This is a genomic window from Actinomycetota bacterium (genome assembly GCA_040754375.1).
In the GTDB taxonomy this organism is placed as follows: domain Bacteria; phylum Actinomycetota; class Acidimicrobiia; order Acidimicrobiales; family AC-14; genus JBFMCT01.
On the sequence record JBFMCT010000008.1, the window covers coordinates 18,162 to 43,189 of the forward strand.

Genomic DNA, 25,028 nt, shown 5'->3' on the forward strand with positions numbered 1-25,028 from the left:
CGAATCCGCCCGACTGGCCCGGGTCGCCCGACTCTCGCTGGCGCCCCTCGTCGTGCGCACAAGGCGGCAGCGATGAACTGCCCAACGGACGGCACCACCCTCGTGCTCGCCGAACGCACCGGCATCGAGATCGACCACTGTCCGGTATGCCGGGGGGTGTGGCTTGACCGGGGCGAGCTCGACAAGCTGATCGACCGAGCTGCCGGCCTCGACACCGCCGGACCCGGTCGGGTCCGACGGCGTGACCACCACGATGATGACGATGACGACGACCGCTCTCAGTCTGACGGAAGCAGCCCATCCAAACGCAAGCGCAAGTCGTTCCTTGGCGACCTCTTCGAGTTCGGCGGCTGAGACGACCCGGCTAGCCGCCCAGGCCCCACCATTAAAAGGAGACCGAGCATGACCATCCGCCACTGCCCGAGCCGCGACCTGTGCTTCGCGACCGGCTCCGAGCGAGATGACCACGTGGCTACCGACCACGAGACGCTACGGCAAGGCCCCGAACGGGCCGAGGCCGTCCCCGCCGGTGCGGTGGCCGCGCGATGACTGCTGCGACGACCCCTCGAGTTATCACCGCCATGGCAAGCGCCGGCGAGGACGCCGCCGTCACCCACCTGGCGCTGAACACCGCGAACGTGGCTCGCATCCAGCAGGTCCGCGGCTACCCGGCGATCTCGATCCTCATGTCCAGCGGACCGACCAGCGTTGGTGACCGGGCGCGGCTGGCCCGACTGGTCGAGATCGCCACAGCCCGGCTGCTGAACGAATTCTCCCGCCCAGCGGTACAGCCGCTCCTCGATGAGCTGGTGGGCCTGGCCGCCGACGCCGAAGTCGGGCCCGGTCGCCAAGGCATCGCCCTGTTCGCAAGCGCCGACCTTGTCGCCACCGTCGGGTTGCCGGTGGTCGTGCGCGAACGCACCGTCGTGGACGAGACCTTTGCCACCCGCGACCTAGTGCACGCCCTGCTCCGCAGTCCCCACTACCGGGTCCTCGTCCTCGCGAACGTGGCCCGCCTGTACGAAGGCGTCGGGGCCGACCTGACCGAGATTGTGGACGGTGGATTCCCTTTTCGAGGCGACGAGACCTTTGCCGAGCCGGCCCGTTTCGGGGTCGACCGCTCGGACACCCGCGACGCCGGCCTACGCCGGCACCTCCGCGCCGTCGACACCGCCCTCGCCGGTCACCTCGATTCGGATCAGCCGCTGCTCGTAGTGGGCGCCAGTCGACGGCTGTCACTGTTCCGGCAGCACTCCCGCCACCGCTCCCAAATCACAGAAGCACTCCCCGGCAACTTCGAGCAGCGCTCGGCCACGGAGCTCGCGCAAGCGATCTGGCCATCGGTCACCAACATGTTCGACCGCCGCCACCAGGATGCCCTCGCCGAACTGGACCGGGCCGTCGGGGAACGCCGGTACGCTTTCGGCGTCCAGCAGGCCTGGACCCTGGCGAATCAAGGCAGCGGCGCGCTCATCGTCGTGGAAGAGAACTACGTCTACCCCGCCAGGATCGACCCCCACAGCAACGGCCTCGTCGCCGCCGCCGACGTAGCGCACCCCGAGGTCGTCGATGACGTCGTGGATGAGATTATCGAGATCGTCCTGGCCAAAGGAGGACGTGCCACCATCGTTCCCGACGGCACCCTCGCCACCAGGGGTCAAATCGCGATGGCCCTGCGGTATGGGGCGGAAGCGGCACCCGCCCGAGCGGGCCCGGTCTGATTCTTCTAAATGACATTAGTGGAAGCACATTCCCATCAAGCTTCCACTAACGTGGGCTGCGGCCGGGTCGTAGCCCGGCGAATGTGGATCCACTAACAGGGAGAGGCCATGGCCGCTCGGGCGGGGAAGGCGGCACTGCGAGAGGCGGAGGGTGTCGAGGCCGAGGCGGCGCTGGCCACCTACGCCGGCTGGTTGAAGCGCCAGCCGCTGGCGACTCGATCACGTGAGGCATACCTGGCCCAGGTCCGAGCTTTCCTCAACTGGCTCGCCGGCTCCGAGCACGGGCCCCAGGCCCTGGTCGACCCTCATGTGCGCGACTGGGCGGTGCGGGACTACAAGCGCCACGTCAAGACGACCAAGCGCTGGGCGCCGGCGTCGGTGAACCAGGCTCTGGCCGCCATCGACAACTTCTACCGCTCGCTGGCCGCCGGCCGGCCGGAGGTCCTTCGCGAAGAGCTGGCCCAGGTGGCGCCCCGCTCCCTGGAGGAGGCCGACCAGCGGCGGTTCCTGCGCATCGTGGAGGCCAGCCCGTCGCCTCGGGACCGGGCCATGGTCACGGTCTTCTTCTACGCCGGCCTGCGCCTGTCGGAGTTGTCCGCCCTCGACATCGCTGACGTCGAGATGTCGGCCCGCCGTGGTCGCCTCAAGGTCCGCACCGGCAAGGGCGACGCCTACCGCGAGGTCCCCCTCAACAGCTCCACCCGCAAGGCCCTGGAGGAGTGGTTCGAGGCAAGGACCGACCAGCTGTCAGCCGTCGCCGACGCTGACGGAGGCGACGCCGAGGAGACGGCGCTGTGGCTGTCGCGCACCGGCAAGCCCATGAGCAGCCGGGCCGTCGACATGGTCGTGCGCCGCCTGGCCGCCGAGGCCAAGCTGGAGCTGTCGGCCCACGTCCTGCGCCACACCTTCGTCACCAACCTGATCCGCTCCGGTGCCGACGTGGTGCTGGTGGCAGAGCTCGCCGGCCACCGCCGCCTGGACACCACCCGGCGCTACAGCCTGCCCTCACAGGCCGACAAGGACGCGGCCGTCGAAGCCGTTCTGGTCGAGATCTGAGGGGATCGGCGACCATGGCCGGCAAGGTCTTCTCCGACGAGGAGGCGGAGCAGCTCTCCAGCTGGCCGCCCGAAGTGGCCCGCAGTGACGTGGTCGCCCACTTCACGCTGTCGGTCGAGGACCGGCGCTGGGTCCGATCACACCGGGGCGCCGCCGAGCGCATCGGCCTGGCCGTGCAGCTGTGCGGCCTGGGCTACCTGGGCTTCGTTCCCGCCGACCTGGCCAGCACACCCCGGGAGGTCGTGGACTTCGTGGCCAGACAGATCGGCGTGGCCATGGCAACCTTCACTCGCTACGCCCGGGAGGTCGACGGCCGCACCCGGCGCCGGCACGTGGCAGCGGTGGTGGAGCAGGCTGGCTGGCGGGTGTGCGGACCGGGCGACTGGAAGGCCCTCGGTGACTCGCTAACTGCCCGGGCGCTGGAGCACGACACCCCCTCGGTGCTGTTCCGCCAGGCCCTCGGCCAGCTCCGCACCGACCGAGTGGTCCGTCCCGGCCTGGACCGGCTCATGCGGGCGGTGTCGACGGCAAGGGTCACGGCCCAGGAGGAGATCCGTCGGTGCCTGGACCCGGAGCTGACCTCCGAGCGCTGCGCCCAGCTCGACGCCCTGGTGGCCACCGATGCCGAGCTGGGCGTGGCCCGCCTGGTGTGGCTGAACGACGGCGCCACCTCGGCATCGTCGGAGTGGGTGAAGCTGGAGGTGGCCAAGCTGGCCTACCTGGAGGGCCTGGGAGCGCACCGGCTGGACCTCAGCGCCATTCCGCCCGAGCGCCTTCGCCAGCTGGCCATGCTGGCCCGGCGCTCGACGCCCCAGGCGCTGCGCCAGATGGCCCCCGAGCGTCGCCACCCCATCCTGCTCGCCGCCCTGGCTGCGGCTCACACCGAGATCGTCGACGAGATCGTGCGTCTGTTCGACATGGTCCTGGCCAACACCGACGGCAGTGCCCGGGACCAGGTGGCCGTGCGCCAGGCCGAGGCCGTCCGCTCCGACGTCGGGCGCCTGGCCTTGCTCGACGACATCCTCGACGTGGTGCTCGACACCGAACTTGACGACGCCGCGGTGGGCGCAGGGGTGAGGGGATTGGGTTCCGAGCGTCTGGCCGGGGCAGCAAGGAGCGAGGACGATCGCCTTCCCCGCGACGGCGGCCACTTGGAGCTCATGGAGGCCCGCTTCTCCCACGTCCGCTCCTTCGCCCCCCAGGTGCTGGGCGCCCTGACCTTCGCCGCCAGCGTGTCGCCCAGCGAGGTGCTCGACGCCGTCGTCCTGCTCCAGGCCATGAATGCTGGGGGGCGCCGCCACGTCCCCGACGACGCTCCGGAGGACTTCGTCCCCGCCCGCTGCCGCCCCTATCTCGACGCGGCCCGTGCCGCCGGTGACGCGAACCTCTACAAGCACTACTGGGAGCTGTGCGTCCTCTTCGCCCTCCAGGGCGGCCTGCGCTCGGGTGAGATCTGGGTGAAGGGCTCCCGCCGCTACGCCGACCCCGCCTCCTACCTCATCACCGTCGAGGCGTGGCCGGCCCGGCGAGGCGAGGTCATGGAGCTCACCAAGATGCCGGCCACCTTCGCCGAACGGCTCACGGCCGTCGACGCCGAGATGAGCCGCTACCTCGACGACCTCGAAGCCCTGCTCGCCGATCCCGACAGCCCAGTGAGTATCGACGCCAGCGGCCAGCTGCACCTGAAGGCCCTGACCGCCGAGGTCATCGACCCCGAGGTCCTGGCCCAGCGCGACGCCGTGGTGGCCCGGCTCCCGAGGGTGCCCCTGACCGAGCTGCTCATCGAGGTGGACCGGGAGAGTGGCTTCTCCGCCTACCTGACCCACGCCGGCGGGGCGAGTCCCCGCCACCCCGATCTGGAGCACCGCCGCAACCTCTATGCCGCCATCTTGTCGCTGGCCTGCAACTTCGGCTCCACCCGCATGGCCGAGCTCACCGGCATCTCGGCCGACACCATCGATTGGACCATCCGGTGGTACCTCCGGGAGGACACGCTGCGGGCGGCCAACGCCGCCATCGTCAACGCCCACCACCGCCATCCCCTCGCTGCGTCCCAGGGCGGCGGCACCCTGTCGTCCTCGGACGGCCTGCGCATGCCCATGCGGGGCAAGTCCCTTACCGGCAGGGCCCTGTCGCGCTACTTCATACACGAGGGGCTCACCAGCTACACCCACATCTCCGATCAGTACTCAACGTTCGGCACCCAGATCGTGGTCACGACCGAACGCGACGCCACCTTCACTCTGGACGAGATCCTCGGCAACACGACCGAGCTGCCGATCGTCGAGCACACGACCGACAGCCATGGCCAGACCTTGGCCACTTTCGCCCTCTTCGACCTGACCGGCTACCGCCTGTCGCCGCGGATCGCCAAGCTCCCCGAGGCGCCGCTGTGGCGGCCCCACCCACCCAGCTACTACCAGCGGTGGCCACTGGCCGGCCCGCTGCTGGAGCACCACGCCCAGACCGACGTCATCGCCGAGCACTGGGACGACCTGGTCCGCATCGGCGGCTCCCTCAAGCTCGGCTATGTATCGGCGGCGCTGCTCATCGCCAAGCTCCAGGCCGGCTCCCGCCAGCACCCCCTGGCGAAGGCCATGCTGGAGTACGGAAAACTCCTGCGCACCCTCCACGCCCTGCGCTGGTTCACCGACGAGGCGTTTCGTCGCCGGATCGGCCGCCAGCTCAACCGGGGCGAGGCCACCAACGACCTCCGCCGCTTCATCTTCTTCGCCAACCGGGGCGCGGTCCGCTACCCCCACCACGACGACCAGACCACCCAGGCCCACTGCCACACCCTCGTCGTCAACGCCTGCGTCCTGTCCACCACCGGCTACCTCGAGGACGCCGTCGACGCCGAGGAGGCCGACGGGCATCAGGTCACCGACGAGGCCAAGGCCCACCTGAGCTTCGCCCACTTCGAGACCATCAACCCCTACGGGACGATGGTCTTCGACATCACCGGTGTCCTCAACCGGTCCCGACGGCCCCTCCGCCGCCCATGACGACCTTCATCGCCATGACCATCGAGCGACTGGCCGCCCATGTGGCCGACGAGGCCGACGCCGACCGCCGCTGGTCCCTGCTGCTCGAGTTCATGGAGGAGTACGAGCACGAACCAGCGACCGGTCGCCCATCCCTCGTCGAGGTGGAGCCCGGGGGGACCAACGATGCACACTGGGACGCGCTCCTGGCCGGCATCGCCGAGTGGCTCGCGGCTCGCGACGGCTTTCCCGCACCGCCCTGGGTGGGAACGCCTGAACGCACGCTCAGCGACCCGTGGAGCCCGCACGAGCTCGCCTCACTGCGACGTCTGGCTGCCGACCATGTGCCCCCGGAGATCCGCCGGCACGGGGTGCTGCTCGACCCCTACGACCTGGCCCGGGCGTGAACGGTCCGCTTCTCAGCCGACGCCAGCTCAATGCCGCACTCGAACGTCTGGCCCATCACCTCCAGCGCCGGGGAGTTCATGGCGAGCTCTACGTCTTCGGCGGCGGGGCCATGGTCCTGGCCCACAGCGCCCGGGAGGCCACCATGGACCTGGACACGGCCATCAGGCGACATCACGGACCCGTCCTGGCCGAGGCCCGGACCGTTGCCGAGGAGCTCGGTCTTCCGTACTGGTGGCTCAACGAACAGGCGACCTCCTACCTGCCCGCCGGGCAGGACGTCCAGGCCACCGTGGTGCTGGAGCGCCCCGGCCTCACGGTTCCCCTGTCTGTCAGGCTGACGTGAGACACCTGCTGCACCTGACCATCCCTACAGGGCGAGACAGGAACACCTAGACCGATGACCATGACGACTGCATCCTTGATGGCGCGCGCCCATGATGAGGAGGTGGACGAGCCCGACCCGGCTGCCCGGCCCCGACGGCGTTCGTTCACGGCCGAGTACAAGGCACGCATCCTCGACGAGTACGACGCCCTGCCGACCGGCTCCGACGGACGAGGGGCGCTGTTGCGCCGGGAGGGCCTGTACACATCGCACCTCGCCGAATGGCGCAAGGCCCGCAACGCCGGCGCCATCGGCTCCCTCGCCCCCAGAGGGCGCCCGGCCAAGCGCTCGGCCGAGCAGATCGAACTCGACCGGGTCCGTCGCCGCAACCAGCGGCTCGAGGCGGAGCTGGCCCGCACCAAGCTCGCGTTAGAGATCACGGGAAAAGCGCACGCGCTCTTGGAGCTGCTCTCCGAGAGCGCGGACACCGATCCGAAGTCGAAGCCGTGATCGGCCCGGCCTTCACCGAGCTGGTGGAGGTGGTGGCGGCCAAGCGGGCGTGCGAGTTGTTGGGCAAGGCCCGCTCCACCCACTACCGCCGCCAGCGACCGCCGCTGGCCGGCCCGCCAAGGCCTCGGCCCGCCCCGCCCAACGCCCTGAGCGAGGCGGAGCGACAGCAGATCCTGGCCGTGCTGCGCTCGGAGGAGTACTGCGACCTGGCGCCGGCCCAGGTGTGGGCCCGCCTGCTCGACGACGGCCAGTACCTGTGCTCGATCTCGACCATGTACCGGCTGTTGGCCGTCGCCGGCGAGAACCGCGAACGACGTCGCCAACGCACCCATCCGGCCAAGAAGAAGCCCGAGCTGATCGCCCGGCAGCCGAATCAGGTGTGGTCATGGGATATAACGAAGCTCCAGGGCCCCACCCGGGGCACCTACTACGAGTTGTTCGTCATCATCGACATCTTCTCCCGCTACGTGGTGGGGTGGATGGTCTCGCCGGCCGAGACCGGTGAGCTGGCCGAGGCATTCATCGCCGACTCGCTGGAGCGCCACGGCATCGCCCGGGATCAGCTCACCCTGCACGCCGACCGGGGCACGTCGATGACCTCCAAGCCGGTGGCCCAGCTGCTGGTCGACCTCGGCGTCGCCCGCAGCCACAGCCGGCCTCATGTCAGCAACGACAACCCCTATTCGGAAGCGAATTTCAAGACCCTCAAGTACTGCCCGGCGTTCCCCGGCCGGTTCGGCTCCATCGAGGACGCCCGGGCGTTCTGCGTGGCCTTCTTCGATCACTACAACCATGTCCATCGTCACGCCGGCATCGGACTGCACACTGCCGCCTCGGTCCATTACGGCACCGCCACCGAGATCCGCGCCCAGCGGGCCGAAACCCTCGACGCTGCCTATGCCGCCAACCCGTCCCGGTTCCGCCACCGCCGTCCCACGCCGCCGAAGCTGCCCACCATCGCCTGGATCAACGAACCCACCCCCGAAGCACTCATCAGATCCGCATGAGAAGTTGTCTCACGGGGCTTGACACGTACCGTTCTCGCGGCGTCCCCGCGCCACCTGTTGGCGCTGAAGATCAGGGCCGCCCGCCCGAGCGACGTCGCGGACATAGTCGTCCTCGCCCGTCTCGTCCGAGCGACCAGTGCCGGGGAGGCCGAGCGCATCGCGACGGAGGTCTTCGGAGGCGAGCCCGTCAGTGAACGAAGTCGAGCTGTCCTGGCCGATCTCGACGACGTTCTGCGCGAGTCCTGAGTTGATTGCCGACCGCCAATCTGGGCCGAGCGTGCGCCTAACGCGAGTTAGTGGATGAATTGTTGGCCACTTTGGCACGGTTACTCAGATGACCCCGTCAGGGTGACCAACACGTCGAACGAGCCGGTGACGGTCACGTCGCTCGCCGACGACATCCACGGCAACCTCCAGGGCCAGGGCACGTGTGCCGTGGGGGCACTGCTGCAGCCCGGCCAGACCTACACGTGTTCGTTCACCGCAACGTTCACCGGTAACGCGGGGGCCAGCGAGACCAACACCGTCACGGCCGTGGTCGTCGACGACGAGGGTTCGACGGCCATCGGTACGGCCCAGGCCACGGTCAGCCTGACGGTGGTGGCAGCCGTGGCCGCACAGCCCCTGGTCCGCACCGGTGGAGACCTGACCGGCCCGGCCCGGGTGGCCGCTGTCCTGGTCGTGGGGGGCATGCTCATGGTGGCCGCCACCTGGCGCTCCCAGCAGCTCGCGCCTGTCTTCGCCGGTGGGGGCCGCCCGCCTCGAGGACCGGACGGACCGGGCGGGTTGGCGGCCCGGTTCGCCAAGAGCCCACCCCGGGGTGGGGGCGGGGCGGCCGCCTGGGAGGGGGGCGCAGCCGGCGGTGCCGCAGGGCCGCCTGGCGCCCGCCTGGCCCCGGACGCACTGGCCGCCGGGTTGGGCCTTGGGCTGGCTCGTGACCTCGGGGTGCCGACGCGGGCCGCGACCAGCTCCGGAGCGGACCGTTGCGCGGCGACCCTGGGTATGGTGGTGAGGCCCGTGGCCCCCGGCCCGCCCGCCCCCGCCAGCGGGGCCCGGCGGCTGTGGGCGTCGGTGGGGGGCCTGGCCAGCCGGGCCGGTGCTTACCTCGCGGCCTACCGCCCGCGTGATTGAGCCCCATGGCCTCCACGGTCGAGCATCCCTGATGAGGCCCTAGGAGGCCGGTGTCTCTCGCGTTCGGCGCGGCGCGCCGGGGCGACCGACCTGCCGCTGACCAGCACCCTGGCCATTCAGCCGAGCCGCGAACGGGGCGGTCGGCCGCCTGGTGAGGGTTCAGACACCAGCCTCGTAGCCGGCCTGTCGGGTCTGGCGGGCCAGGGTGAGAAGGGCCCCGGCCGCGAAGAGCAGGGCGGCGCCCACGACGACCGCGGCCCAGCGGCGGCCCCCGCCGGCCTCGATGTCGACGACGGCCAGGGCCAGGTCCTGGAACGGCGATACCAGCGTTCCCCGCCCGGTGTCGGCCCAGAAGACGACCATGCCCCCAGCCCGGGAGAGCACCGCCAGGTTGTCGCCCTGGACGGCCACCCCCTGCTGAGCGCCCAGACCGATGCGGCTGTCGGTCCCGCCGTCGGACACCGCGGCCCAGCGGAACGTCCGCCCCCCGTCGGCCGACGTGGCCGCCACGACTTCCTGCACTAAGTCGTCGGGGTCCCGGCTGCGGTCGTAGAAGACCACGTCGACCCGGCCGTCGGGAGCCACTCCGACGGCCGGGAGCAGCTGGGACCCGGCGGTGGGGCCGACCCGGACGGGGGCCGACCAGGTACGGCCGCCGTCGTCCGAGGCCGCCACCCAGCAGTCCCGTTCGTCGCCCCGGCCCGCGTCCCAGGCGGCGTAGACACGGCCGTTGCGGGCGTCGATGGCCAGCCCGGGTGTGGGGCCGAGGTCGGCCAGGATCAACTGGGGCACGACCAGGTCACCGGCCACGACCACCGTAGGGCCGAAGGTGGTACCGCCGTCGCCGGACGTCCACGAGACCACCTGCCAGCGCAGGCTGAGGTCGGGCGGGGTCTGGCCGTCGTGGATGACCTGGTAGTTGTCCACGTCCTCGCCCAGGTCGAGGGCCACGATCGTCACCTGCCGGCCGTCGGAGCTCACCACCACCGAGGGCTGGATGACCCGGCGGTCGGGCTCGCTCACCTGCACGGGTGCCGAGAAGGTCCGCCCGCCGTCGGACGAGCGGGCGGCCACCACCGGGTTGTCACCCGGCTCGAAGCCCAGTTGGTTCTCGACGGTGTCGGGGCCGGCCTGTACCCAGGTGAGCCACACGCCCTCGCCCACCACGGCCATGCGGGCGTGAAAGGCGAGGTCGCCGGCCACTTCCACGGGCGGCCCGGAGGGTCGGCCGTCCACGTAGCGCTGCAGCCAGACCGACAGGGGCAGCAGGTTGGGGCCGCCCAGGGTGGTGTACATTACGAGCAGCGTGCCGTCGGGCAGGTAGGCCACGCGCGGCCAGAAGCAGTTCTCGGCGGCGAGGCCCGGGCTCAGCTCGGCCCGCTCCCACGACGTCCCGCCCGTGGACGAGAAGGACAGCGCGCAGCCGAGCTCGGGCACGTCGAGCCGGTTGGCCACCGCCAGCGTCGCCGGCTGGCGGGGGTCTACGGCCACCGACGGCGTGTTGTGGGCCTCCGAGGCCGCCCCGGTGCGGTCGTTGACGAACTGGTCGGCCGACGCCCGTAGCTCCCCGGGTTGCTCGACAAGCCCGATCCCGACGGCCGCCATCCCTGTGACGCCGACGGTGACGGCCAGGGCCGCGAACTGGGCTGTCCTCATCCCGAGATGCTGCACCACGGCGGCCTCGCGCTCCAGCGCGCCGCGCCGACCATCGCGTTTCAGTCCGCGTTCGAGCTGGCCCGCCGGCCCTAGGGCCCGCCGGTGGGAACGGCGCCCGTGACACCCCCGAGCGGCTCGTCCCCCGAGGTCGTGGCGCGCCGCGGCGTACCCCCGGCCCCGTTGGCCGCCGGTCCCGCCGGTCCCGCCGAGGTCGCGGAGGTCGCGGAGGTCGCGGAGGTCGCCGAGGTCGTGGGAGCGAGAGGGGCGACGGGGGCCAGACCGGGGCCGGCGGCTGCCGGGGCACCGTTCAGGGCGGGTGCCGCGGCTGCGGCGGCCCGGGCGGCCGCCCGGCGGGCGACTAAGGCGTCACGGCGGCGGGCGATCAGGGGGTAGCCGATCACCAAGGCGGCCACCAGGCTCGACAGCCCGCCGATGGCCAGGCCGGCCCGGGGGCCGAGGTGGTCGGAAACGAACCCGATGATCGGTCCGCCGACGGGCGTGCTCCCCAGGAACACCAGCCCGTAGAGGGCCATGACCCGGCCCCGCATCGACGGTTGGGCCGCCAGTTGGAGCGTCGAGTTGGCCGTGGCCAGGAACACCATCATGGTGGCCCCCATCACGACCAGCAGGACGCCGGCGACGGCCGCATTAGGCGACAGGGACACTAAGGTGGCCGACAGCCCGAACGAGGCGGCCCCGCCGATCAGGAACGTGCGGGTCGGTTCCGCCCGGCGGGCGGCGGTGAGCGCGCCGAGCATGGCCCCGAGCCCCATCAGCGACGTGAGCACGCCGTAGAGGCGGGCACCCCCCCCGAACACCTCCCGGGCCAGCAGGGGCAGCACGACGATGAAGTTGAACCCGAAGGTCCCGACCACCGTGACCAGCAGGAGGGTGGGGCGCAGGACTGGGTCCCGCCAGGCGTAGCGCATGCCCGCCCTGACTTGGCCCCTCTCCCGGGGCGTCGGGGGCTGGCGGTACAGCTTGGTGGTGTCCATGGCCCGGAGGGCGACGATGGTGGCGATGTAAGAGAGCCCGTTGATGAGAAAGCACAGGCCGACCCCGACCGAGGCGATGATCAGCCCGCCCACGGCCGGGCCGAGCAGCCGCCCGCTGTTGAACACCGCGCTGTTGAGGGCCACGGCGTTGGTGACGTACTCCGGCCCGACCATCTCGATGGTGAACGACTGGCGGGTGGGCATGTCCACGCAGGTGGCCAGTCCCAGCAGCAGGGCCATCACGTAGACCATCCACAGGTTGACCACGTCGGTCACCACCAAGGCGAACAGGGCGATGGCCAGCACCCCCTGGGCCACCTGGGTGGCCACCAGGAGCGTGCGCTTGTCGCGCCGGTCGGCCAGCAGCCCGCCCCACACCCCGAACAGCAGCATGGGAAGGAACTGCAGGGCCACCGTGATGCCCAGGGCGGTGCCGCTGTCGGTGAGGCTCAGGACCAGCCAGGCCTGGGCCACCTGCTGCATCCCGGTGCCGGTGACCGACACGAGCTGGCCGGAGGTGAACAGCTTGAAGTTACGGTTCTGGAGGGACCGGAACGTGCCCGAGCGGCTCGTCACTCGTCGCCCTCGGCCAGGCGCTCGAGCACCTCGATGGCCCGCTCCAGGGCGGCCCGCTCGGTGGGGGAGAGGCTCCGGAGGCGGGCCTCCAGGTAGGCGTCGGTGCGCAGCCGGCTGGTGGCCAGTAGGGCCGAACCCTGGGGCGTGGCCTCCACCCGGCACACTCGCCGGTCGTTGGGGTCGATTAGCCGGGCCACCAGGCCCTGGTCCTCCAGAGCGGCCACGACCTTGGTCATGGTCGGCGGGCGGACGCTCTCCACGGCCGAGAGCTCGCCCAGGGTCAGGGGGCCGAGGCGCTCGACGCTGGCCAGAGCCGACGCCTGCGACGGGGTCAGGTCGCCCTGCACCTGGCGGTGCAGCACCCGGCGCAGGCGGAAGACGCAGTGGCGGAGCCGGGCGGCGACGTCGGAGCTGAGGTCCGTGGGCAGGGTCCTGGTCATTTCGTTCGTCATACTAACTATCTCGGAGGACCTGCACGAGCGAATAGCGTGCGGGGATGGCCCTGCTGGAAGACGACGAAGTGCGGGCCGCCTTGGGCGGGCTCGACGGGTGGGAGATGGAGGGCGGCGAGATCGTCCGCGAGGTCCGGTTCGAGGGCTTCCGGGCGGCCATCGCCTTCGTGGTGCGGGTGGCCTTCGAAGCCGAGGCCGCCGACCATCATCCCGACATCGACATCCGCTGGGCACGGGTCCGGCTGGCCCTGTCCACCCACAGCCAGGGGGGCATCACCATGGGCGACATCGAGATGGCCCGCACCATCGACGCGCTGGTGCCCTGATGCCGCTGATCAGCGGGATCGTCGGGCCGGTACCCGAGGGCCGTGACCCCGAGGACTACGACAAGCTGCGCCGGCGGGTGCTGTGGGCTCTGCCTTACGGTCTCTACGTGGTCGGCAGCCGAGACGGCGACCGGCGCAACGGCATGACCCTCAACTGGGCCACGCAGGTCAGCTTCGACCCCAAGCTGGTGGCCATCAGCGTGGAGGCCGGTGCGTACACCCACGAGCTCGTCACCGCCGGCCGGGTCTTCAGCCTCAACGTCATCGACCGCGAGGACCGGGCCATCGTGCGCAAGTTCACCAAGCCCGTCGAGGTCGACCTCGAAGCCCGCACCCTCAACGGCTTCGCCTTCCACGACGGCCTCTCGGGGGCGCCCGTGCTCGACCAGGCGGTGGCTTGGGTCGACTGCACCCTGTGGCAGACGGTCGAAGTGGGCGGGCACACGCTGTTCATCGGCGAGGTCGTCGACGCCGGTTTCGCCAAGGCCGAGGACACGCCCGTCCTGCGCATGGAGGACACCCGCATGAACTACGGCGGTTGAGGCTCGCCACCTTCAACATCCTCCACGGCCGGTCTCTGGCCGACGGGGTGGTGTCCGTGGAGAGGCTGGCGGCCGCCTGCCGGTCGCTGGAGGTCGACGTGCTGTGCCTGCAGGAGGTTGACCGCGGCCAGGACCGTTCGGGCGGCGCCGACCAGACGGCCGAGGTGGCCGCCGCCTTGGGTTCCGCCTCCTGGCGCTTCGAGCCGGCCATAGTGGGCGTCCCCGGCGGGCTGTGGCGTCCGGCCGCCGACGAAGATACCGCTGGGACGGGGCCCGGCGGCGAAGAGACCGCTGGGACGGGGCCCGGCAGCGGGGCCGGCCCGGGGGCCGATGAACCGAGGCCGTCCGGTGAGGGCCAGCGCCGGTCGGGCACCGGCGGCGGGGCGGCGTACGGGGTCGCCATCGTGTCGCGGCTGCCGGTCGAGCGCTGGCACGTACTGCGCCTGGCGGCTGCTCCCGTCCGGTCGCCGGTGATGGTGCCCGGCGGCCGGGGGCGGTTCCTCCTGCTGCGCGACGAGCCTCGGGTAGTCCTGGCCGCCGAGGTCGATGCGATGGTGGTCGCCACCACCCACCTGTCGTTCGTCCCGGGGTACAACCTGGTCCAGTTGCGCCGGGCGGTCCGGTGGCTGGAGGGCCTCGGGCCATCGGCCGTGTTGGCCGGCGACCTCAACGCCCCTGGCCCCCTGCCCCGCTGGACGTCGGGTTGGCGCTCCCTGGCCGAGGCCCGCACCTATCCGGCCGACCGGCCCCGCTTGCAGGTCGATCACGTCCTCGGCCGGGGCGACCTCCCGCCCGTCACCGCCGTCGAGGTCAGGCGCTTGGCCCTGTCGGACCATCGTGCCTTGGTGGTCGCGTTGGTGCCCTCATGAGGAAGAGGTTCGCCTCGTTCCTCGCCTGACCACAAGGGGTGTTCGACCGCAGGCGAGTTGGCCAGGGCCAACCGAAGGTAGGGCGAGAAACGAGGCAAGCCTTGACCGTGGAGGCACTAGGTTCGCGCCGATGACGCGGACGCGGCTCGACCCCGGGGCCTACGGTTTCCCGACGCGATGCTTCGTGTGTGAGCCCGCCAACCCTGCGGGGCTGCAGGTCGCCTACAGCTACGACGATTCGTCCGGACTGGTGGAGGCCGAGTTCACGCTGGGCCCGCAGTACTCGGGGGCGCCCAACTACGTCCACGGCGGGGTGGTGATGGCCCTGCTGGACGAGGCCATGGCCTGGACGGCCATCGCGGCGGCCGGCAGGTTCGCGGTCGTGCGGGAGAACACCACCAACTTCGAACACGGCGTGATGGTCGGCCGGCCCCACCGGATCGAGGCTCGGCTGGAGCGGACGGGCTCCATCCGCATGGAGGCTTCTGCCGTCCTGTTGAACGGAGACGGCAAGCGGTGTGCCCGGGCAAGGTCGCGGCTCGTCGTGCTGTCCCGGGAGGCGGCCAAGTCGGCGATCGGAGAGGTCGACGGCGAAGCCCTGAGGTTCCTGCGCGAGGAGAGTTCGTGAGCTACGGCATGGGCACCCCACCCGGTGTACCGGAGGTGACCCCCGAGCAGTTGGAGGCAGCATTGGTCGGCGGGGCCCCGGTGGTCGACGTGCGAGAACACGACGAGTACGAGGGTGGGCACCTCTCCGGTGCCACCCTGGTCCCGATGGGCGAGGTCGTGGCCCGGGTGGCCGAACTTCCCCGTACGGGCCCGGTCTACATCGTGTGCGCCACCGGGGCCCGCAGCGGCCGGGCGGCCCAGTGGTACCGGGCCCAGGGCATCGACGCCCGTAACCTGGCCGGGGGAATGAAGGCGTGGGTCGCCGGCGGCCGGCCGGTCGTGTTCGGGCCCCTGCCCGGCTGAGGGCCCGCCGTGGGAGGCACCGCCCTCGTCAGGACACCCGCCCGCCGCCCCTCGCCTTCGCGGGCGCTAAGCGGGGCGGAGCAGGACTGCCGCCGCCGGCCCGAGCTGGCCGTCGTAAGGCCGGTCCTCCCCGCCGGGGCCGCCCTCGGTCGAGACCTCCACCAGCCAGTCGCCCGGCACTGCCGCCTCGGTCGGGGCCGCCTCGAAGTTCACGAGGACCACCCGGCGGTCGGGGCCGGCCAGCCGTTCGTAGGCCAGCACACCGGGCGCCGAAGCCAGCACGGCCAGCGATCCCCGGCGCAGGGCGGGGCTGGCCCGCCGGGCCGCTAGGAGGCGGCGGTAGAGGTGGAGCACCGATGACCGGTCGGCCCGCTGGGACTCGACGTTGCGGGTGGCGGCGTCGGGCGGCCACGGCAACCAGGCGCCGCCGGGGCCGGCTCCGGGCCAACCGTGGGACTCGGTGGCGTCCCAAGGCAGCGGGGCGCGGCAGCCGTCGCGCCCACCGGGGTCCACGGTCCGGTGGGACGGCACGACCGCGTCCTCCAAGCCCAGTTCCTCGCCGGCGTAGAGGAAGGGAGTCCCCCGCAGGGTGAGCAGCAAGACGGCCGCGGCCCGGGCCTGGGCCTCCCCGCGGTAGCGGGTGGCGTGGCGGGGGTTGTCGTGGTTGGACAGGGCCCACGTGGGCCAGCCCCCGATGGGGCCCAACTCGGCCGCCACGCGATCGATGGCCGCTCGCCAGGCGTCGGCCGTCCACGGTGCGTACAGCGATGTGAAGTCGAAGGCCAGGTGCAGCTCGTCGCCGTCGCCCAGGTAGCGGGCCACCTGCTCGGTGGACAGCAGGTAGACCTCGCCCACGAGCACCGGCTCCTGGGGATAGGCGTCGACCAGGCGCCGGATGAAGCGCAGGATGGGGTGGGCGTTGGGGTGGTCGTTGGTCGTCGAACGGGGCAGGACCGACCCGGGTGGGTCGTCGGCCAACTCGTCGTCCTTGCCCAGGCCTTGGACGACGTCGATGCGGAACCCGTCCGCTCCCCGGTCGAGCCAGAAGCGCAGGACGCCCTCCATGGCCTCGGCCACCTCGGGGTTGCGCCAGTTGAGGTCGGGCTGCTCGGGCAGGAACAGGTGGAGGTACCACTGGGCCGTCCGGTCGTCCCATGTCCAGGCGTGGCCCCCGAAGGCCGCCCGCCAGTTGTTGGGCCGTCCCCCCGGCCCGTCGCCACCGTCGCGCCACACGTACCACCCACGCTTCGGGCTGTCGCGCGACGACCGGCTCTCGACGAACCACGGGTGGCGGTCGGACGTGTGGTTGGGCACCCAGTCCACGATCACCCGGATCCCCCGGGAGTGGGCGTCGGCCACCAGGCGGTCGAAGTCCTCCAGGGTGCCGAAGAGCGGGTCGACGTCGCAGTAGTCGGCCACGTCGTAGCCGAAGTCGGCCATGGGGGAGGGGTAGAACGGGCAGACCCATATGGCGTCGACGCCCAGCCACTGCAGGTGGTCGAGGCGCTGGCGCAGGCCTTCGAGGTCGCCCACCCCGTCGCCCCCCGAGTCGGCGAACGACCGGGGATAGACCTGGTAGAAGACCGCCTCCTGCCACCACCGGGGCCCCGTGCCGTCCATTGGTGCCCGATGCTACGGGTGGCGCGTTACGCTCGGCGCCCGATGCCTGGACAGCGCCCATATTACGAGTTCGAGCACGACGGCGAGAAGAAGACGATCGAGGCCGACACCTGGAGCATGACCGGCGACGAGGTCGTGTTCTCCAAGTGGGTCATCGACGGCCCCAAGCGCCGTGAGGAGGAGATCGCCCGGTTCGCGGGCGTCGACTACCGGTCGATCAACCGGGTCATCCCGTAGACCCCTTCGGCCGGAGGTCGACCCGCAGCACGAGGACCCCGTCCTCCAGCGCGCCGGTGGCGTCGCCCATCATGGCGAAGTCCATGTAGTCGAGCTGCATCTGCTCGAGGATGCGGCGCCGGTCGGCTCCCTCTACGGGCGGCATGCCCCGGGTCTTGACCGCCCGGGCCCGGTCCCGGAAGCGCTCGATCATGGCGTTCACGTCGAAGTCCTCGGCCATGGCCGCCACGCTACCCGCCGGCCCGCGGTGCCCGCGAAGTGCCTCGGTCCCACGCGGGTGCCCACTTCCGGCGCAAGCGCAAGTCGGCGAGGCCGCTGGGCGTGGGGACGGCACCGTGGTGTTGGCGGAGGCCTCAGCGGCCTGGCGCCGGGCCTGGCCCCCTCCCGGGGTACACTGGCGCCCGTCGTCGCAGGAGCTCGAGTCGGGAGCACGGACGTGAAAAAGGGTCGCCATCGTCGCTTCGAGGAAGCGCGTGCCCTGAAGCGCAGCAATGAGGTCGCCGTCGAGCGGTGCCCGGAGTGTGGCGCCCACCCTGACGACGACCACGCCTCGTGGTGCCTGTTCGAAGAAGAGGACGACTTCGACGGCCTGCCCGGCGACCTCGGCTCCCCCTCCACGGGCACCGACGGCCCCACCGGCACCGACGGTCCCGGCGACCGCACCGACTAGCCGGCCCCTGTCCTGACGGCCGGGTGGGGGAGGAACTCGCCTCCTCCGGCGCGAAAGTCCAGGTAGGCGGCAATGCGGGTGTACACGGCCTCGCCCACCAGGGCGGCCAGCTCGGCGGCCATGGCCCGGTAGACGGGCTCCCCGCCGCCGAACGCCTCGGGGGCCTCGGTGCACCACCAGTGGAACTCGGCCCCGCCCGCCCCCCACTGGGCACGGCCCCACTCCGAGATCGTGGAGGTGACCCGGCCGGCTCCCTCCTCGCGGTCCTCCCGCCGCAGAGGTAGCTGCCAGCACACGTCGGGCTTGAGGTCCATGGGCGACAGACCCCGGTCCAAGGCGGCCCTGTGCAGGGCGCAGCCCGGGCCCCCGGGGAAGTCGGGCCCGTTCAGGAAGATGCAGGCCCCGCCCACCATGCGGGTGACGGTCTCGCCGCCGCGGTCGACCTTGGTGACCCCCCGGCGGCGGCCCTGGGCCCGGTGCTGCCAGTCGGCCGCCTCCAAGGCGGCGGCCGCGGCCTCGACCCGGGCCACGTCCTCGGGCCCGGTGAAGTGTGCGCCGTACGAGCAGCAGCCCTGGACCAGTTCGGGGGCCGGTCCGGTCAGCACCCCCTGGCAGCCCCGCCCGAAGATGCACGTCCACCGGCTGAGCAGGAACGTGACGTCGAACACCCACGTCCGGTGCTCGTGGTCGTCCTCGAACGAGGCCCACTCCCGCTCGGGAGGGGCGGCGGTCACTGGGTCTCCCCGGGGGCGAGGGCGGCCGCCAGTTCGCCCCACAGCTCCCCGGCGGCCAGCAGGCCCTTCCAGAACTGGTCCATGACCAGGCGCTCGTTGGGGGCATGGAAGCGGTCGCCGGGCAGGGCCACCCCGAGGTAGAGGACGGGGGCGCCGAGCACCCGGCCCAGGGCCTCCTCGGGACCGCTGCCCCCGATGCGGGTGAACAGCGGGTCGCGGCCCCACACCCGGGCGATGGCCCGGCACAGGGCGGCCATGGCCGGGTGGTCGACGGGGGTAAGTGCGGGGGCCACGCCGCCCTGGGGCGCCACCTCGACCTCGACGCCCTCGGGCACGGCCGCCGCCAGCCAGGCCCCGAACAGCTCGGCCACCCGCTCGGGCCTCTGGTCGGGCACCAGGCGGAACGTCACCTTGAACCCGGCCCGGGCGGGCACCACCGTCTTGATGCCCTCGCCCTGGTAGCCGGCCGAGATGCCGACCACGTCGCAGGTCGGGCGCGTCCAGATGCGCTCCAGCAGCGAACGGCCGGCCTCGCCCTCCAGCCGGGCCACACCGGCCATGGCCCGCCACGCCTCCTCGTCTACCGGGATGGCGGCCAGCGAGGCCTCCTCGGCGGCCGTCAGGGGGCGTACGTCGTCGTAGAAGCCGGGCACGGCCACCCGCCGGTCGCCGTCGTGGAGGGCGGCCACTAGGCGGGCCACGACGTGGGCCGGGTTGGGCACGGCCCCGCCGAACAGGCCCGAGTGCAGGTCGGAGGGGGCGGTGCGCACGGCCACGTCGAAGGCCACCAGGCCCCGCATGCCCACGCACGTGGTGGGCACGTCGGGCGCCCACATGTCGGTGTCCGAGACGACCACCACGTCGCACGCCAGCCCGTCCCGATGGGTACGGAGCAGCTCCCCGAAGTGGGGGCTGCCCACCTCCTCCTCGCCTTCGATCAGGAACTTCATGTTCACCGGCAGGCGCCCGGCCGTGGCCAGCAGGCCCCGCACGGCCTCCACCTGGTAGAGGACCTGGCCCTTGTCGTCGACCGCGCCCCGCGCCCGGACCTCGCCGTCCACGGGCCCGCCCACGACGGTGGGCTCGAACGGCGGCGAGGTCCACTCGTCGAGGGGGTCGACGGGTTGCACGTCGTGGTGGCCGTAGACCAGGGCCGTGGGCGCGCCGGGGCCGGCGTGGAGGTGATCGCCGTACACCGACGGCGCCCCAGCCGTCTCGATCAGCTCGACGTTCTCCAGCCCGGCACCCTCGAGCAGGCCGGCCGTCCACTCGGCCGACCGCCGGACGTCGGGGGCGTGAGCCGGCTGGGCCGAGATCGAAGGGATGCGCAGCCACTCCAGCAGGGTCGAGACGATCCGGCCGCGCTCGGCCTCGACGTAGCCGGCCAGGGCGGGCGGTGGGGCGGCCATCGCCGGCAGGCTACCCACCCCCACCACTACGGTGCCTCCGGGCGACAACCGACGGGGAGGTGCCCGATCGACGACGAGACGACGCGCCAGCTGGAGGCCATCGCCGAACGTCTGGCCGACCTCGCACTCGACCGGCTGCGGGAGGCGACGGCCGCCGGTCCCGACGAGCGCGACCGGCTGGTGGCCGAGGAGAAGCGGCTGACCAGGGCCCGGCGGGCCGTCGAGAAGGCGGCCGCCCTGCTGAAGGGCCCGGAGGCAGCTACCTTCGACCCGTGAGCGACCTCGGCACCCGCGCCCCCGACTGGTACCCCGACCCCTTCGGCCGCCATGAGCTGCGCTACTGGGACGGCAGCCAGTGGACCGAGCACGTGGCCACCAGGGGCCGCCAAGCCCAAGACCCCCCGACCGGCCAGCCCCACGTGCCCACCGTCAACCGGGAGAAGGGCAAGATCATCCGCGACGTCGAGAAGGCGGTTGCCGCCGGAGAGGCCCGGCCCGGGGGCGGCACGTTGTTCACCGAGCCCGTGCTGGTCGTCAACCAGAAGGCCAAGCTCATCGAGGTCAACAACGAGTACGCCATCTACGACCGCGAGGGCCGCCAGATCGGGGCCGTACGCCAGGTGGGCCAGAGCACGCTCAAGAAGGTCATGAGGGTGGTCACTTCCTTCGACCAGTTCATGACCCACAAGCTCCAGGTGGTCGACGCCACCGGCACCCCGGTCCTTGTCCTGACCAGGCCGGCCAAGCTGGTCAAGTCGCGCGTCGTGGTGGAGGACGGTGCCGGTCGGCCGGTGGGCGAGATCGTCCAGGAGAACATGATCGGCAAGATCCACTTCGGCCTCATGGCCGGCGGCCACCGGCTGGGGTCGATCAACGGGGAGAACTGGCGGGCGTGGAACTTCAACATCGCCGACGCCAACGGCACCGAGGTGGCCCGTATCACCAAGACGTGGGAGGGCCTGGCCAAGACCATGTTCACGACCGCCGACAACTACGTCGTGCAGGTCCACCGGGCACTCGACGAACCGCTGCGCAGCCTGGTGCTGGCCGCCGCCCTGGCGGTGGACACCGCCCTCAAGCAGGACAGCCGGGGCTTCGGCTGACCCGGGCCCCGCCGGCGGCGGCAGTCACCGCCTCCCGCACCCGGGCGGCGGCCGCTTCTGGCCTCTCGTGCTCCCACACCCGCACGACGGTCCAGCCTGCGGCCGCCAGCCGGGCGTCGGTGTCGGCGTCACGCCGGCGGTTGCGCTCGATCTTCTCGGGCCAGTACCACCCGTTGACCCGGTGCTGGCGCCGCCCGTGCTCGGGGCAGCCGTGCCAGAAGCAGCCGTCGACGAACACCGCCACCCGGGCCCGGGTGAACACCACGTCGGCTTGGCGGCGAAGCCCAGCCAGCGGCGCCACGTGCACCCGGTAGCGCAGGCCCGAGGCGTGCAGTGCCCGGCGCACGGCCAGTTCGGGCCCGGTGTCCTGGCGGCGCTGAGCCGACATCCGGCTCCGGAGGGCCTCCGACGAGGCGAACGGCTCCCTCCACCTCTCGGCCACCGCCCCCGTCCCGGCCGTCAGTCCCTGGCCAGGTGGGCGGCCAGCGCCGCCCCCACGGCCCGGGCCAGGGCCGGAGGGACGGCGTTGCCCACCTGGCGGTAGCGGCTCGACCGGGCACCGGCGAAGGCGGTGGCCGGGGGGAACGTCTGGAGAAGGGCCGCCTCCTCGACGGTGATGCGCCGAGCCCCGGGCACGAGGCCGGCCCGCGGCTGCCCGCCGGCCACCAGGTGGGCGTGGTAGCCGGGCACCACCCCGGCGGTGTCGACCCACGGCGTCTTGTTGCCGCCCATGCTGGCCAGCAGGGTGCGGGCCGGCCGGGCCAGGTCGAGGGGCCGGCCCCCCCCGTTGTAGAGGTGGCCCCCGTAGGGGTCGGCCCGCAGGTCGGGCCGGCGGGCGTAGGTCACGGCCGACGGGTTGGGCACGCCCAGGGCCTCGATCCCGACCACCGACCCGGCCGCCACCCAGGGCCGGGGGCGGCCCGGGCCGTACCCCGCCTCGGGGAACCGGTAGCCGGGACCTCCCCGTACGCCTACAACCACTAGCCGGTGCCGGTGCTGGGGTACCCCGTAGCCGGCGGCGTCGACCAGCCGGGACGTGACCACGAACCCCCGGGCCGCCAGTTCGCCCAGCAGGGCGTCGAGGTGTGCCCGGCGGGCGCGGCTGGCCAGGCCGGCCACGTTCTCGGCTACGAAGGCCCGGGGCCTGACCTCGTCGAGCACCCGCAGGTAGGCGGGCCAGCCGTCACGGGCGTCGGCCGGGCCCAGGCGCTTGCCGCCCGTGCTCCACGGCTGGCACGGTGGCCCGCCCGCCACTACCTCGACCTCGTCCCGCCAGCGGCGCAGGGGAACGCGGCCCACGTCCCCCTCGACCACCTCGGCGGACGGGTGGGCCTTGGCGAAGGTCTCACAGGCGTCCCGGTCCCGCTCGACGCCCCCCACGACCTCGAAACCGGCCTCGGCGAGGCCGGTCGACAGCCCGCCCGCCCCGGCGAACACGTCGAGCACGCCCACGCCCGGAGGCTATCCACCGCGCCCCCCTCGGGCGGGGATAGGCTGGTCTCCCGTGACCAAGCACATTTTTGTCACGGGCGGCGTGGCCAGTTCGCTCGGCAAGGGAATCACCGCGGCGTCGCTCGGCAGGCTCCTCAAGAGCCGTGGCCTACGGGTCACGATGCAGAAGCTCGACCCCTACATCAACGTCGACCCGGGCACGATGAACCCCTACCAGCACGGTGAGGTGTTCGTCACCGAGGACGGGGGCGAGACCGACCTCGACCTCGGCCACTACGAGCGCTTCGTCGACGAGAACCTCAAGCGCGAGTCCAACGCCACCACCGGGTCGATCTACTCGGCCGTGCTGGCCAAGGAGCGCAAGGGTGACTACCTGGGGGTCACCGTCCAGGTCATCCCCCACATCACCAACGAGATCAAGGCCCGCATCCTCAAGGTGGCCACCGACGACGTCGACGTGGTGATCACCGAGGTGGGCGGCACCGTGGGCGACATCGAGATCCTCCCGTTCCTGGAGGCCATCCGCCAGTTCCGCAAGGACGTGGGCCGCGACAACGTGTGTTACCTGCACGTCACCCTCGTGCCCTTCATCGGGCCCTCGGGCGAGCAGAAGACCAAGCCCACTCAGCACTCGGTCACCGAGCTGCGTAGCCGTGGCATCCAGCCCGACGTGATCGTGTGTCGCAGCGACCGGCCCATCTCCGACGGGCTAAAGTGCAAGATCAGCCTGCTGTGCGACGTGCCCTCGGAGGCAGTGGTCAGCGCCGTCGACGCCGCCAACCTCTACGAGATCCCCCTCGTGCTCCACGACGAGGGCCTCGACGATTACGTGTGCAAGCTCCTGCGCTTCGACAGCCCCGAACAGCGGCCCGACCTGTCGAGCTGGCAGGCCCTGGTGGCCCGGGTCGAGGCGTCCACCACCCCGGTGCGCATCGGGCTCATCGGCAAGTACGTCGTGCTGCCCGACGCCTACCTGTCGGTGGTCGAGGCCCTGCGCCACGGCGGGTTCGCCCACGGGGCCCGGGTCGACGTGGAGTGGATCCAGGCCGAGGACGTCGAGGGCCTGCTGGCCGCGGGGCGCATGAACGACCTCGACGGCGTGGTCATCCCCGGGGGCTTCGGGGCCCGGGGGGTCGAGGGCAAGGTGGCGGCCGCGGGCTACGCCCGGGAGAACGACATCCCCTGCCTGGGCCTGTGCCTGGGCATGCAGACCATGGTCATCGAGTTCGCCCGCAACGTGCTGGGCCTCGGGGGCGCCAACTCGTCCGAGTTCGACCCCGACACCCCCCACCCGGTCATCGACCTGATGGACGACCAGCGCGAAGTCGTCAACTACGGAGGCACCATGCGCCTGGGTGTCTACCCGGCCCGCCTCCAGCCCGGCTCGCAGGTGGCCGAGGCCTACGGCGAGCCCTTCGTCTACGAGCGCCACCGGCACCGCTACGAGTTCAACCCCCGCTACCGGCGCCGGGTCGACGACGCCGGCCTGGTGGCCGTGGGCACCTCGCCTGACGACCGGCTGGTCGAGTTCGTCGAGCTGGCCGGTCACCCGTTCTGGATCGGAACCCAGGCCCACCCCGAGTTCAAGAGCCGGCCCGACCGGCCCCACCCCCTGTTCGCGGCGTTCGTACGGGCCGCCCTCGACCGGGCCGAGGCCCGCGCCCCCCGGCTCCTGAGCTTTGTCGACGCCCCGGTTCCGCAAGCTCGCTGAACGGGTCGCCTTCGAGGGGTCGCTGATCTCGGTCGCCGAGGGCACCTTCGAAGGCCCCGGGGGCGGCCGCTTCCAGCGAGACATCGTGCACCACCCCGGTGCCGTGTCGGTCGTGCCCGTGACCGGGGAGGGCCGTGTGCTGATGGTCCGCCAGTACCGGGCGGCCGTCGACCGCGAGCTGCTGGAGATCCCCGCCGGCAAGCGCGACGTGGCCGGCGAGGACCCCGTCCTGACCGCCCGCCGCGAGCTGGCCGAAGAGGTGGGCATGGAGGCCGCTCAGATGGTGCTGCTGGGCGAGTTCTACAACTCGCCCGGGTTCTGCGACGAGCACTCGTTCGTCTACCTGGCCACCGGCCTCAGCCCCTGCCCGCTCTCGGCCCAGGGCGAGGAGGAGGAGCACATGACCATCGAGGAGATCGCCCTCGACGAGGTCCCCGCCCTCGTGGCCGACCGCTCCATCGTCGACGCCAAATCGATCATCGGCCTCTGCCTGGCCCGCGCGGCCCTCGCCTGAGGCACTACCGGCGGGTGGCCGGTCCTCCCCCCGGGACATAGTCGGCATGGA

General features: G+C 72.0%; 28 protein-coding genes and 1 pseudogene. 20 read left to right on the forward strand and 9 right to left on the reverse strand.

All coding sequences use genetic code 11. The features are described 5' to 3' along the window. Positions 1 to 72: 72 nt before the first annotated feature. From AB1673_05365 to AB1673_05410, 10 genes and pseudogenes are all read left to right on the forward strand, one after another. A complete protein-coding gene (locus AB1673_05365) occupies positions 73 to 354 on the forward strand; it encodes a zf-TFIIB domain-containing protein (protein ID MEW6153405.1) in 282 nt (93 codons plus the stop codon). Between the two features lie 227 nt (positions 355 to 581). After that, positions 582 to 1,721: a hypothetical protein gene (locus AB1673_05370; protein ID MEW6153406.1), complete on the forward strand. Its 1,140-nt coding sequence runs from the start codon at positions 582 to 584 to the stop codon at positions 1,719 to 1,721. Between the two features lie 108 nt (positions 1,722 to 1,829). Continuing rightward, a complete protein-coding gene (locus tag AB1673_05375) occupies positions 1,830 to 2,777 on the forward strand; it encodes a tyrosine-type recombinase/integrase (GenBank protein MEW6153407.1) in 948 nt (315 codons plus the stop codon). 14 nt (positions 2,778 to 2,791) lie between these two features. After that, positions 2,792 to 5,782, forward strand: a complete 2,991-nt coding sequence (locus AB1673_05380; GenBank protein MEW6153408.1) for a Tn3 family transposase — start codon at positions 2,792 to 2,794, stop codon at positions 5,780 to 5,782. After that, positions 5,779 to 6,168 (forward strand): hypothetical protein, encoded by a 390-nt coding sequence (locus AB1673_05385; protein MEW6153409.1) that lies wholly within the window; start codon positions 5,779 to 5,781, stop codon positions 6,166 to 6,168. The genes AB1673_05380 and AB1673_05385 overlap by 4 nt, the downstream gene beginning before the upstream one ends. Next, a complete protein-coding gene (locus AB1673_05390) occupies positions 6,165 to 6,512 on the forward strand; it encodes a hypothetical protein (protein MEW6153410.1) in 348 nt (115 codons plus the stop codon). Before AB1673_05385 ends, AB1673_05390 begins: the two co-directional genes overlap by 4 nt. A gap of 54 nt (positions 6,513 to 6,566) precedes the next feature. Then, entirely contained in the window at positions 6,567 to 7,001 is a 435-nt protein-coding gene (locus tag AB1673_05395; GenBank protein MEW6153411.1) for a transposase, read from the forward strand. Positions 7,002 to 7,033: 32 nt separating this feature from the next. Next, a pseudogene (locus AB1673_05400) lies at positions 7,034 to 7,900 on the forward strand (IS3 family transposase). 165 nt (positions 7,901 to 8,065) lie between these two features. Beyond that, a complete protein-coding gene (locus tag AB1673_05405; GenBank protein MEW6153412.1) occupies positions 8,066 to 8,254 on the forward strand; it encodes a hypothetical protein in 189 nt (62 codons plus the stop codon). Between the two features lie 102 nt (positions 8,255 to 8,356). Then, positions 8,357 to 9,139 (forward strand): hypothetical protein, encoded by a 783-nt coding sequence (locus AB1673_05410; GenBank protein ID MEW6153413.1) that lies wholly within the window; start codon positions 8,357 to 8,359, stop codon positions 9,137 to 9,139. Between the two features lie 159 nt (positions 9,140 to 9,298). On the opposite strand, the gene AB1673_05415 is transcribed toward AB1673_05410, so the two are convergent. The 3 genes from AB1673_05415 to AB1673_05425 all read right to left on the reverse strand — a co-directional run bounded on the left by AB1673_05415 (position 9,299) and on the right by AB1673_05425 (position 12,806). Next, complete coding sequence (locus AB1673_05415) at positions 9,299 to 10,795, reverse strand: sialidase family protein (GenBank protein ID MEW6153414.1); 1,497 nt, start codon at positions 10,793 to 10,795, stop codon at positions 9,299 to 9,301. A gap of 89 nt (positions 10,796 to 10,884) precedes the next feature. After that, positions 10,885 to 12,366, reverse strand: coding sequence for an MFS transporter (locus AB1673_05420; protein MEW6153415.1), 1,482 nt, complete (start codon positions 12,364 to 12,366; stop codon positions 10,885 to 10,887). Further along, positions 12,363 to 12,806, reverse strand: a complete 444-nt coding sequence (locus AB1673_05425; protein MEW6153416.1) for a MarR family transcriptional regulator — start codon at positions 12,804 to 12,806, stop codon at positions 12,363 to 12,365. Before AB1673_05425 ends, AB1673_05420 begins: the two co-directional genes overlap by 4 nt. Positions 12,807 to 12,862: 56 nt before the next feature. On the opposite strand from AB1673_05425, the gene AB1673_05430 reads away from it, so the two are divergent. From AB1673_05430 to AB1673_05450, 5 genes are all read left to right on the forward strand, one after another. Continuing rightward, on the forward strand, positions 12,863 to 13,144 hold the full coding sequence (locus AB1673_05430) for a 4a-hydroxytetrahydrobiopterin dehydratase (GenBank protein MEW6153417.1): 282 nt from the start codon (positions 12,863 to 12,865) through the stop codon (positions 13,142 to 13,144). Next, entirely contained in the window at positions 13,144 to 13,686 is a 543-nt protein-coding gene (locus AB1673_05435) for a flavin reductase family protein (GenBank protein MEW6153418.1), read from the forward strand. Before AB1673_05430 ends, AB1673_05435 begins: the two co-directional genes overlap by 1 nt. After that, complete coding sequence (locus AB1673_05440; protein ID MEW6153419.1) at positions 13,683 to 14,555, forward strand: endonuclease/exonuclease/phosphatase family protein; 873 nt, start codon at positions 13,683 to 13,685, stop codon at positions 14,553 to 14,555. Before AB1673_05435 ends, AB1673_05440 begins: the two co-directional genes overlap by 4 nt. A 130-nt stretch (positions 14,556 to 14,685) precedes the next feature. Continuing rightward, a complete protein-coding gene (locus AB1673_05445; GenBank protein ID MEW6153420.1) occupies positions 14,686 to 15,183 on the forward strand; it encodes a PaaI family thioesterase in 498 nt (165 codons plus the stop codon). Continuing rightward, positions 15,180 to 15,527: a rhodanese-like domain-containing protein gene (locus AB1673_05450; protein ID MEW6153421.1), complete on the forward strand. Its 348-nt coding sequence runs from the start codon at positions 15,180 to 15,182 to the stop codon at positions 15,525 to 15,527. Before AB1673_05445 ends, AB1673_05450 begins: the two co-directional genes overlap by 4 nt. A gap of 66 nt (positions 15,528 to 15,593) precedes the next feature. Here the strand turns inward: AB1673_05450 and AB1673_05455 are convergent, their stop codons facing one another. Next, a complete protein-coding gene (locus AB1673_05455; protein MEW6153422.1) occupies positions 15,594 to 17,147 on the reverse strand; it encodes an alpha-amylase family glycosyl hydrolase in 1,554 nt (517 codons plus the stop codon). Positions 17,148 to 17,189: 42 nt separating this feature from the next. Between AB1673_05455 and AB1673_05460 the strand changes: the two genes are divergently transcribed. Beyond that, positions 17,190 to 17,384, forward strand: coding sequence for a hypothetical protein (locus AB1673_05460; protein MEW6153423.1), 195 nt, complete (start codon positions 17,190 to 17,192; stop codon positions 17,382 to 17,384). Here the strand turns inward: AB1673_05460 and AB1673_05465 are convergent. Next, entirely contained in the window at positions 17,374 to 17,604 is a 231-nt protein-coding gene (locus AB1673_05465) for a hypothetical protein (protein ID MEW6153424.1), read from the reverse strand. The genes AB1673_05460 and AB1673_05465 overlap by 11 nt on opposite strands. 216 nt (positions 17,605 to 17,820) lie before the next feature. On the opposite strand from AB1673_05465, the gene AB1673_05470 reads away from it, so the two are divergent. Continuing rightward, positions 17,821 to 18,054, forward strand: coding sequence for a hypothetical protein (locus AB1673_05470; protein ID MEW6153425.1), 234 nt, complete (start codon positions 17,821 to 17,823; stop codon positions 18,052 to 18,054). On the opposite strand, the gene AB1673_05475 is transcribed toward AB1673_05470, so the two are convergent. Both AB1673_05475 and AB1673_05480 read right to left on the reverse strand, forming a co-directional pair. After that, positions 18,051 to 18,788 (reverse strand): hypothetical protein, encoded by a 738-nt coding sequence (locus AB1673_05475; GenBank protein ID MEW6153426.1) that lies wholly within the window; start codon positions 18,786 to 18,788, stop codon positions 18,051 to 18,053. The genes AB1673_05470 and AB1673_05475 overlap by 4 nt on opposite strands. Beyond that, a complete protein-coding gene (locus AB1673_05480) occupies positions 18,785 to 20,197 on the reverse strand; it encodes a dipeptidase (GenBank protein ID MEW6153427.1) in 1,413 nt (470 codons plus the stop codon). The genes AB1673_05475 and AB1673_05480 overlap by 4 nt, the downstream gene beginning before the upstream one ends. 272 nt (positions 20,198 to 20,469) lie before the next feature. Here AB1673_05480 and AB1673_05485 point away from each other — a divergent pair, with 272 nt between their 5' ends. Further along, on the forward strand, positions 20,470 to 21,300 hold the full coding sequence (locus AB1673_05485; GenBank protein MEW6153428.1) for a phospholipid scramblase-related protein: 831 nt from the start codon (positions 20,470 to 20,472) through the stop codon (positions 21,298 to 21,300). Here AB1673_05485 and AB1673_05490 read toward each other — a convergent pair. Together AB1673_05490 and AB1673_05495 are read right to left on the reverse strand one after the other, a co-directional pair. Next, the gene (locus AB1673_05490) at positions 21,272 to 21,742 is read right to left on the reverse strand and encodes a very short patch repair endonuclease (protein MEW6153429.1); all 471 of its coding nucleotides are present in this window, start codon (positions 21,740 to 21,742) and stop codon (positions 21,272 to 21,274) included. The genes AB1673_05485 and AB1673_05490 overlap by 29 nt on opposite strands. Positions 21,743 to 21,759: 17 nt before the next feature. Continuing rightward, on the reverse strand, positions 21,760 to 22,752 hold the full coding sequence (locus tag AB1673_05495; GenBank protein ID MEW6153430.1) for a DNA cytosine methyltransferase: 993 nt from the start codon (positions 22,750 to 22,752) through the stop codon (positions 21,760 to 21,762). A 52-nt stretch (positions 22,753 to 22,804) separates the two neighbouring features. Here AB1673_05495 and AB1673_05500 point away from each other — a divergent pair, with 52 nt between their 5' ends. Together AB1673_05500 and AB1673_05505 are read left to right on the forward strand one after the other, a co-directional pair. Then, a complete protein-coding gene (locus AB1673_05500) occupies positions 22,805 to 24,463 on the forward strand; it encodes a CTP synthase (GenBank protein ID MEW6153431.1) in 1,659 nt (552 codons plus the stop codon). Further along, positions 24,432 to 24,977, forward strand: a complete 546-nt coding sequence (locus AB1673_05505; protein MEW6153432.1) for an NUDIX hydrolase — start codon at positions 24,432 to 24,434, stop codon at positions 24,975 to 24,977. Before AB1673_05500 ends, AB1673_05505 begins: the two co-directional genes overlap by 32 nt. The last annotated feature ends 51 nt before the right edge of the window (positions 24,978 to 25,028 follow it).

Excerpts from the sequence above, each read along its gene's own strand:
- AB1673_05365 (MEW6153405.1), top strand. The coding sequence starts at position 73 with ATGAACTGCCCAACGGACGGCACCACCCTCGTGCTCGCCGAACGCACC.
- AB1673_05370 (MEW6153406.1), top strand. The coding sequence starts at position 582 with ATGGCAAGCGCCGGCGAGGACGCCGCCGTCACCCACCTGGCGCTGAAC.
- AB1673_05375 (MEW6153407.1), top strand. The coding sequence starts at position 1,830 with ATGGCCGCTCGGGCGGGGAAGGCGGCACTGCGAGAGGCGGAGGGTGTC.
- AB1673_05380 (MEW6153408.1), top strand. The coding sequence starts at position 2,792 with ATGGCCGGCAAGGTCTTCTCCGACGAGGAGGCGGAGCAGCTCTCCAGC.
- AB1673_05385 (MEW6153409.1), top strand. The coding sequence starts at position 5,779 with ATGACGACCTTCATCGCCATGACCATCGAGCGACTGGCCGCCCATGTG.
- AB1673_05395 (MEW6153411.1), top strand. The coding sequence starts at position 6,567 with ATGACCATGACGACTGCATCCTTGATGGCGCGCGCCCATGATGAGGAG.
- AB1673_05415 (MEW6153414.1), bottom strand. The coding sequence starts at position 10,795 with ATGAGGACAGCCCAGTTCGCGGCCCTGGCCGTCACCGTCGGCGTCACA.
- AB1673_05425 (MEW6153416.1), bottom strand. The coding sequence starts at position 12,806 with ATGACCAGGACCCTGCCCACGGACCTCAGCTCCGACGTCGCCGCCCGG.
- AB1673_05430 (MEW6153417.1), top strand. The coding sequence starts at position 12,863 with ATGGCCCTGCTGGAAGACGACGAAGTGCGGGCCGCCTTGGGCGGGCTC.
- AB1673_05435 (MEW6153418.1), top strand. The coding sequence starts at position 13,144 with ATGCCGCTGATCAGCGGGATCGTCGGGCCGGTACCCGAGGGCCGTGAC.
- AB1673_05445 (MEW6153420.1), top strand. The coding sequence starts at position 14,686 with ATGACGCGGACGCGGCTCGACCCCGGGGCCTACGGTTTCCCGACGCGA.
- AB1673_05455 (MEW6153422.1), bottom strand. The coding sequence starts at position 17,147 with ATGGACGGCACGGGGCCCCGGTGGTGGCAGGAGGCGGTCTTCTACCAG.
- AB1673_05460 (MEW6153423.1), top strand. The coding sequence starts at position 17,190 with ATGCCTGGACAGCGCCCATATTACGAGTTCGAGCACGACGGCGAGAAG.
- AB1673_05465 (MEW6153424.1), bottom strand. The coding sequence starts at position 17,604 with ATGGCCGAGGACTTCGACGTGAACGCCATGATCGAGCGCTTCCGGGAC.
- AB1673_05480 (MEW6153427.1), bottom strand. The coding sequence starts at position 20,197 with ATGGCCGCCCCACCGCCCGCCCTGGCCGGCTACGTCGAGGCCGAGCGC.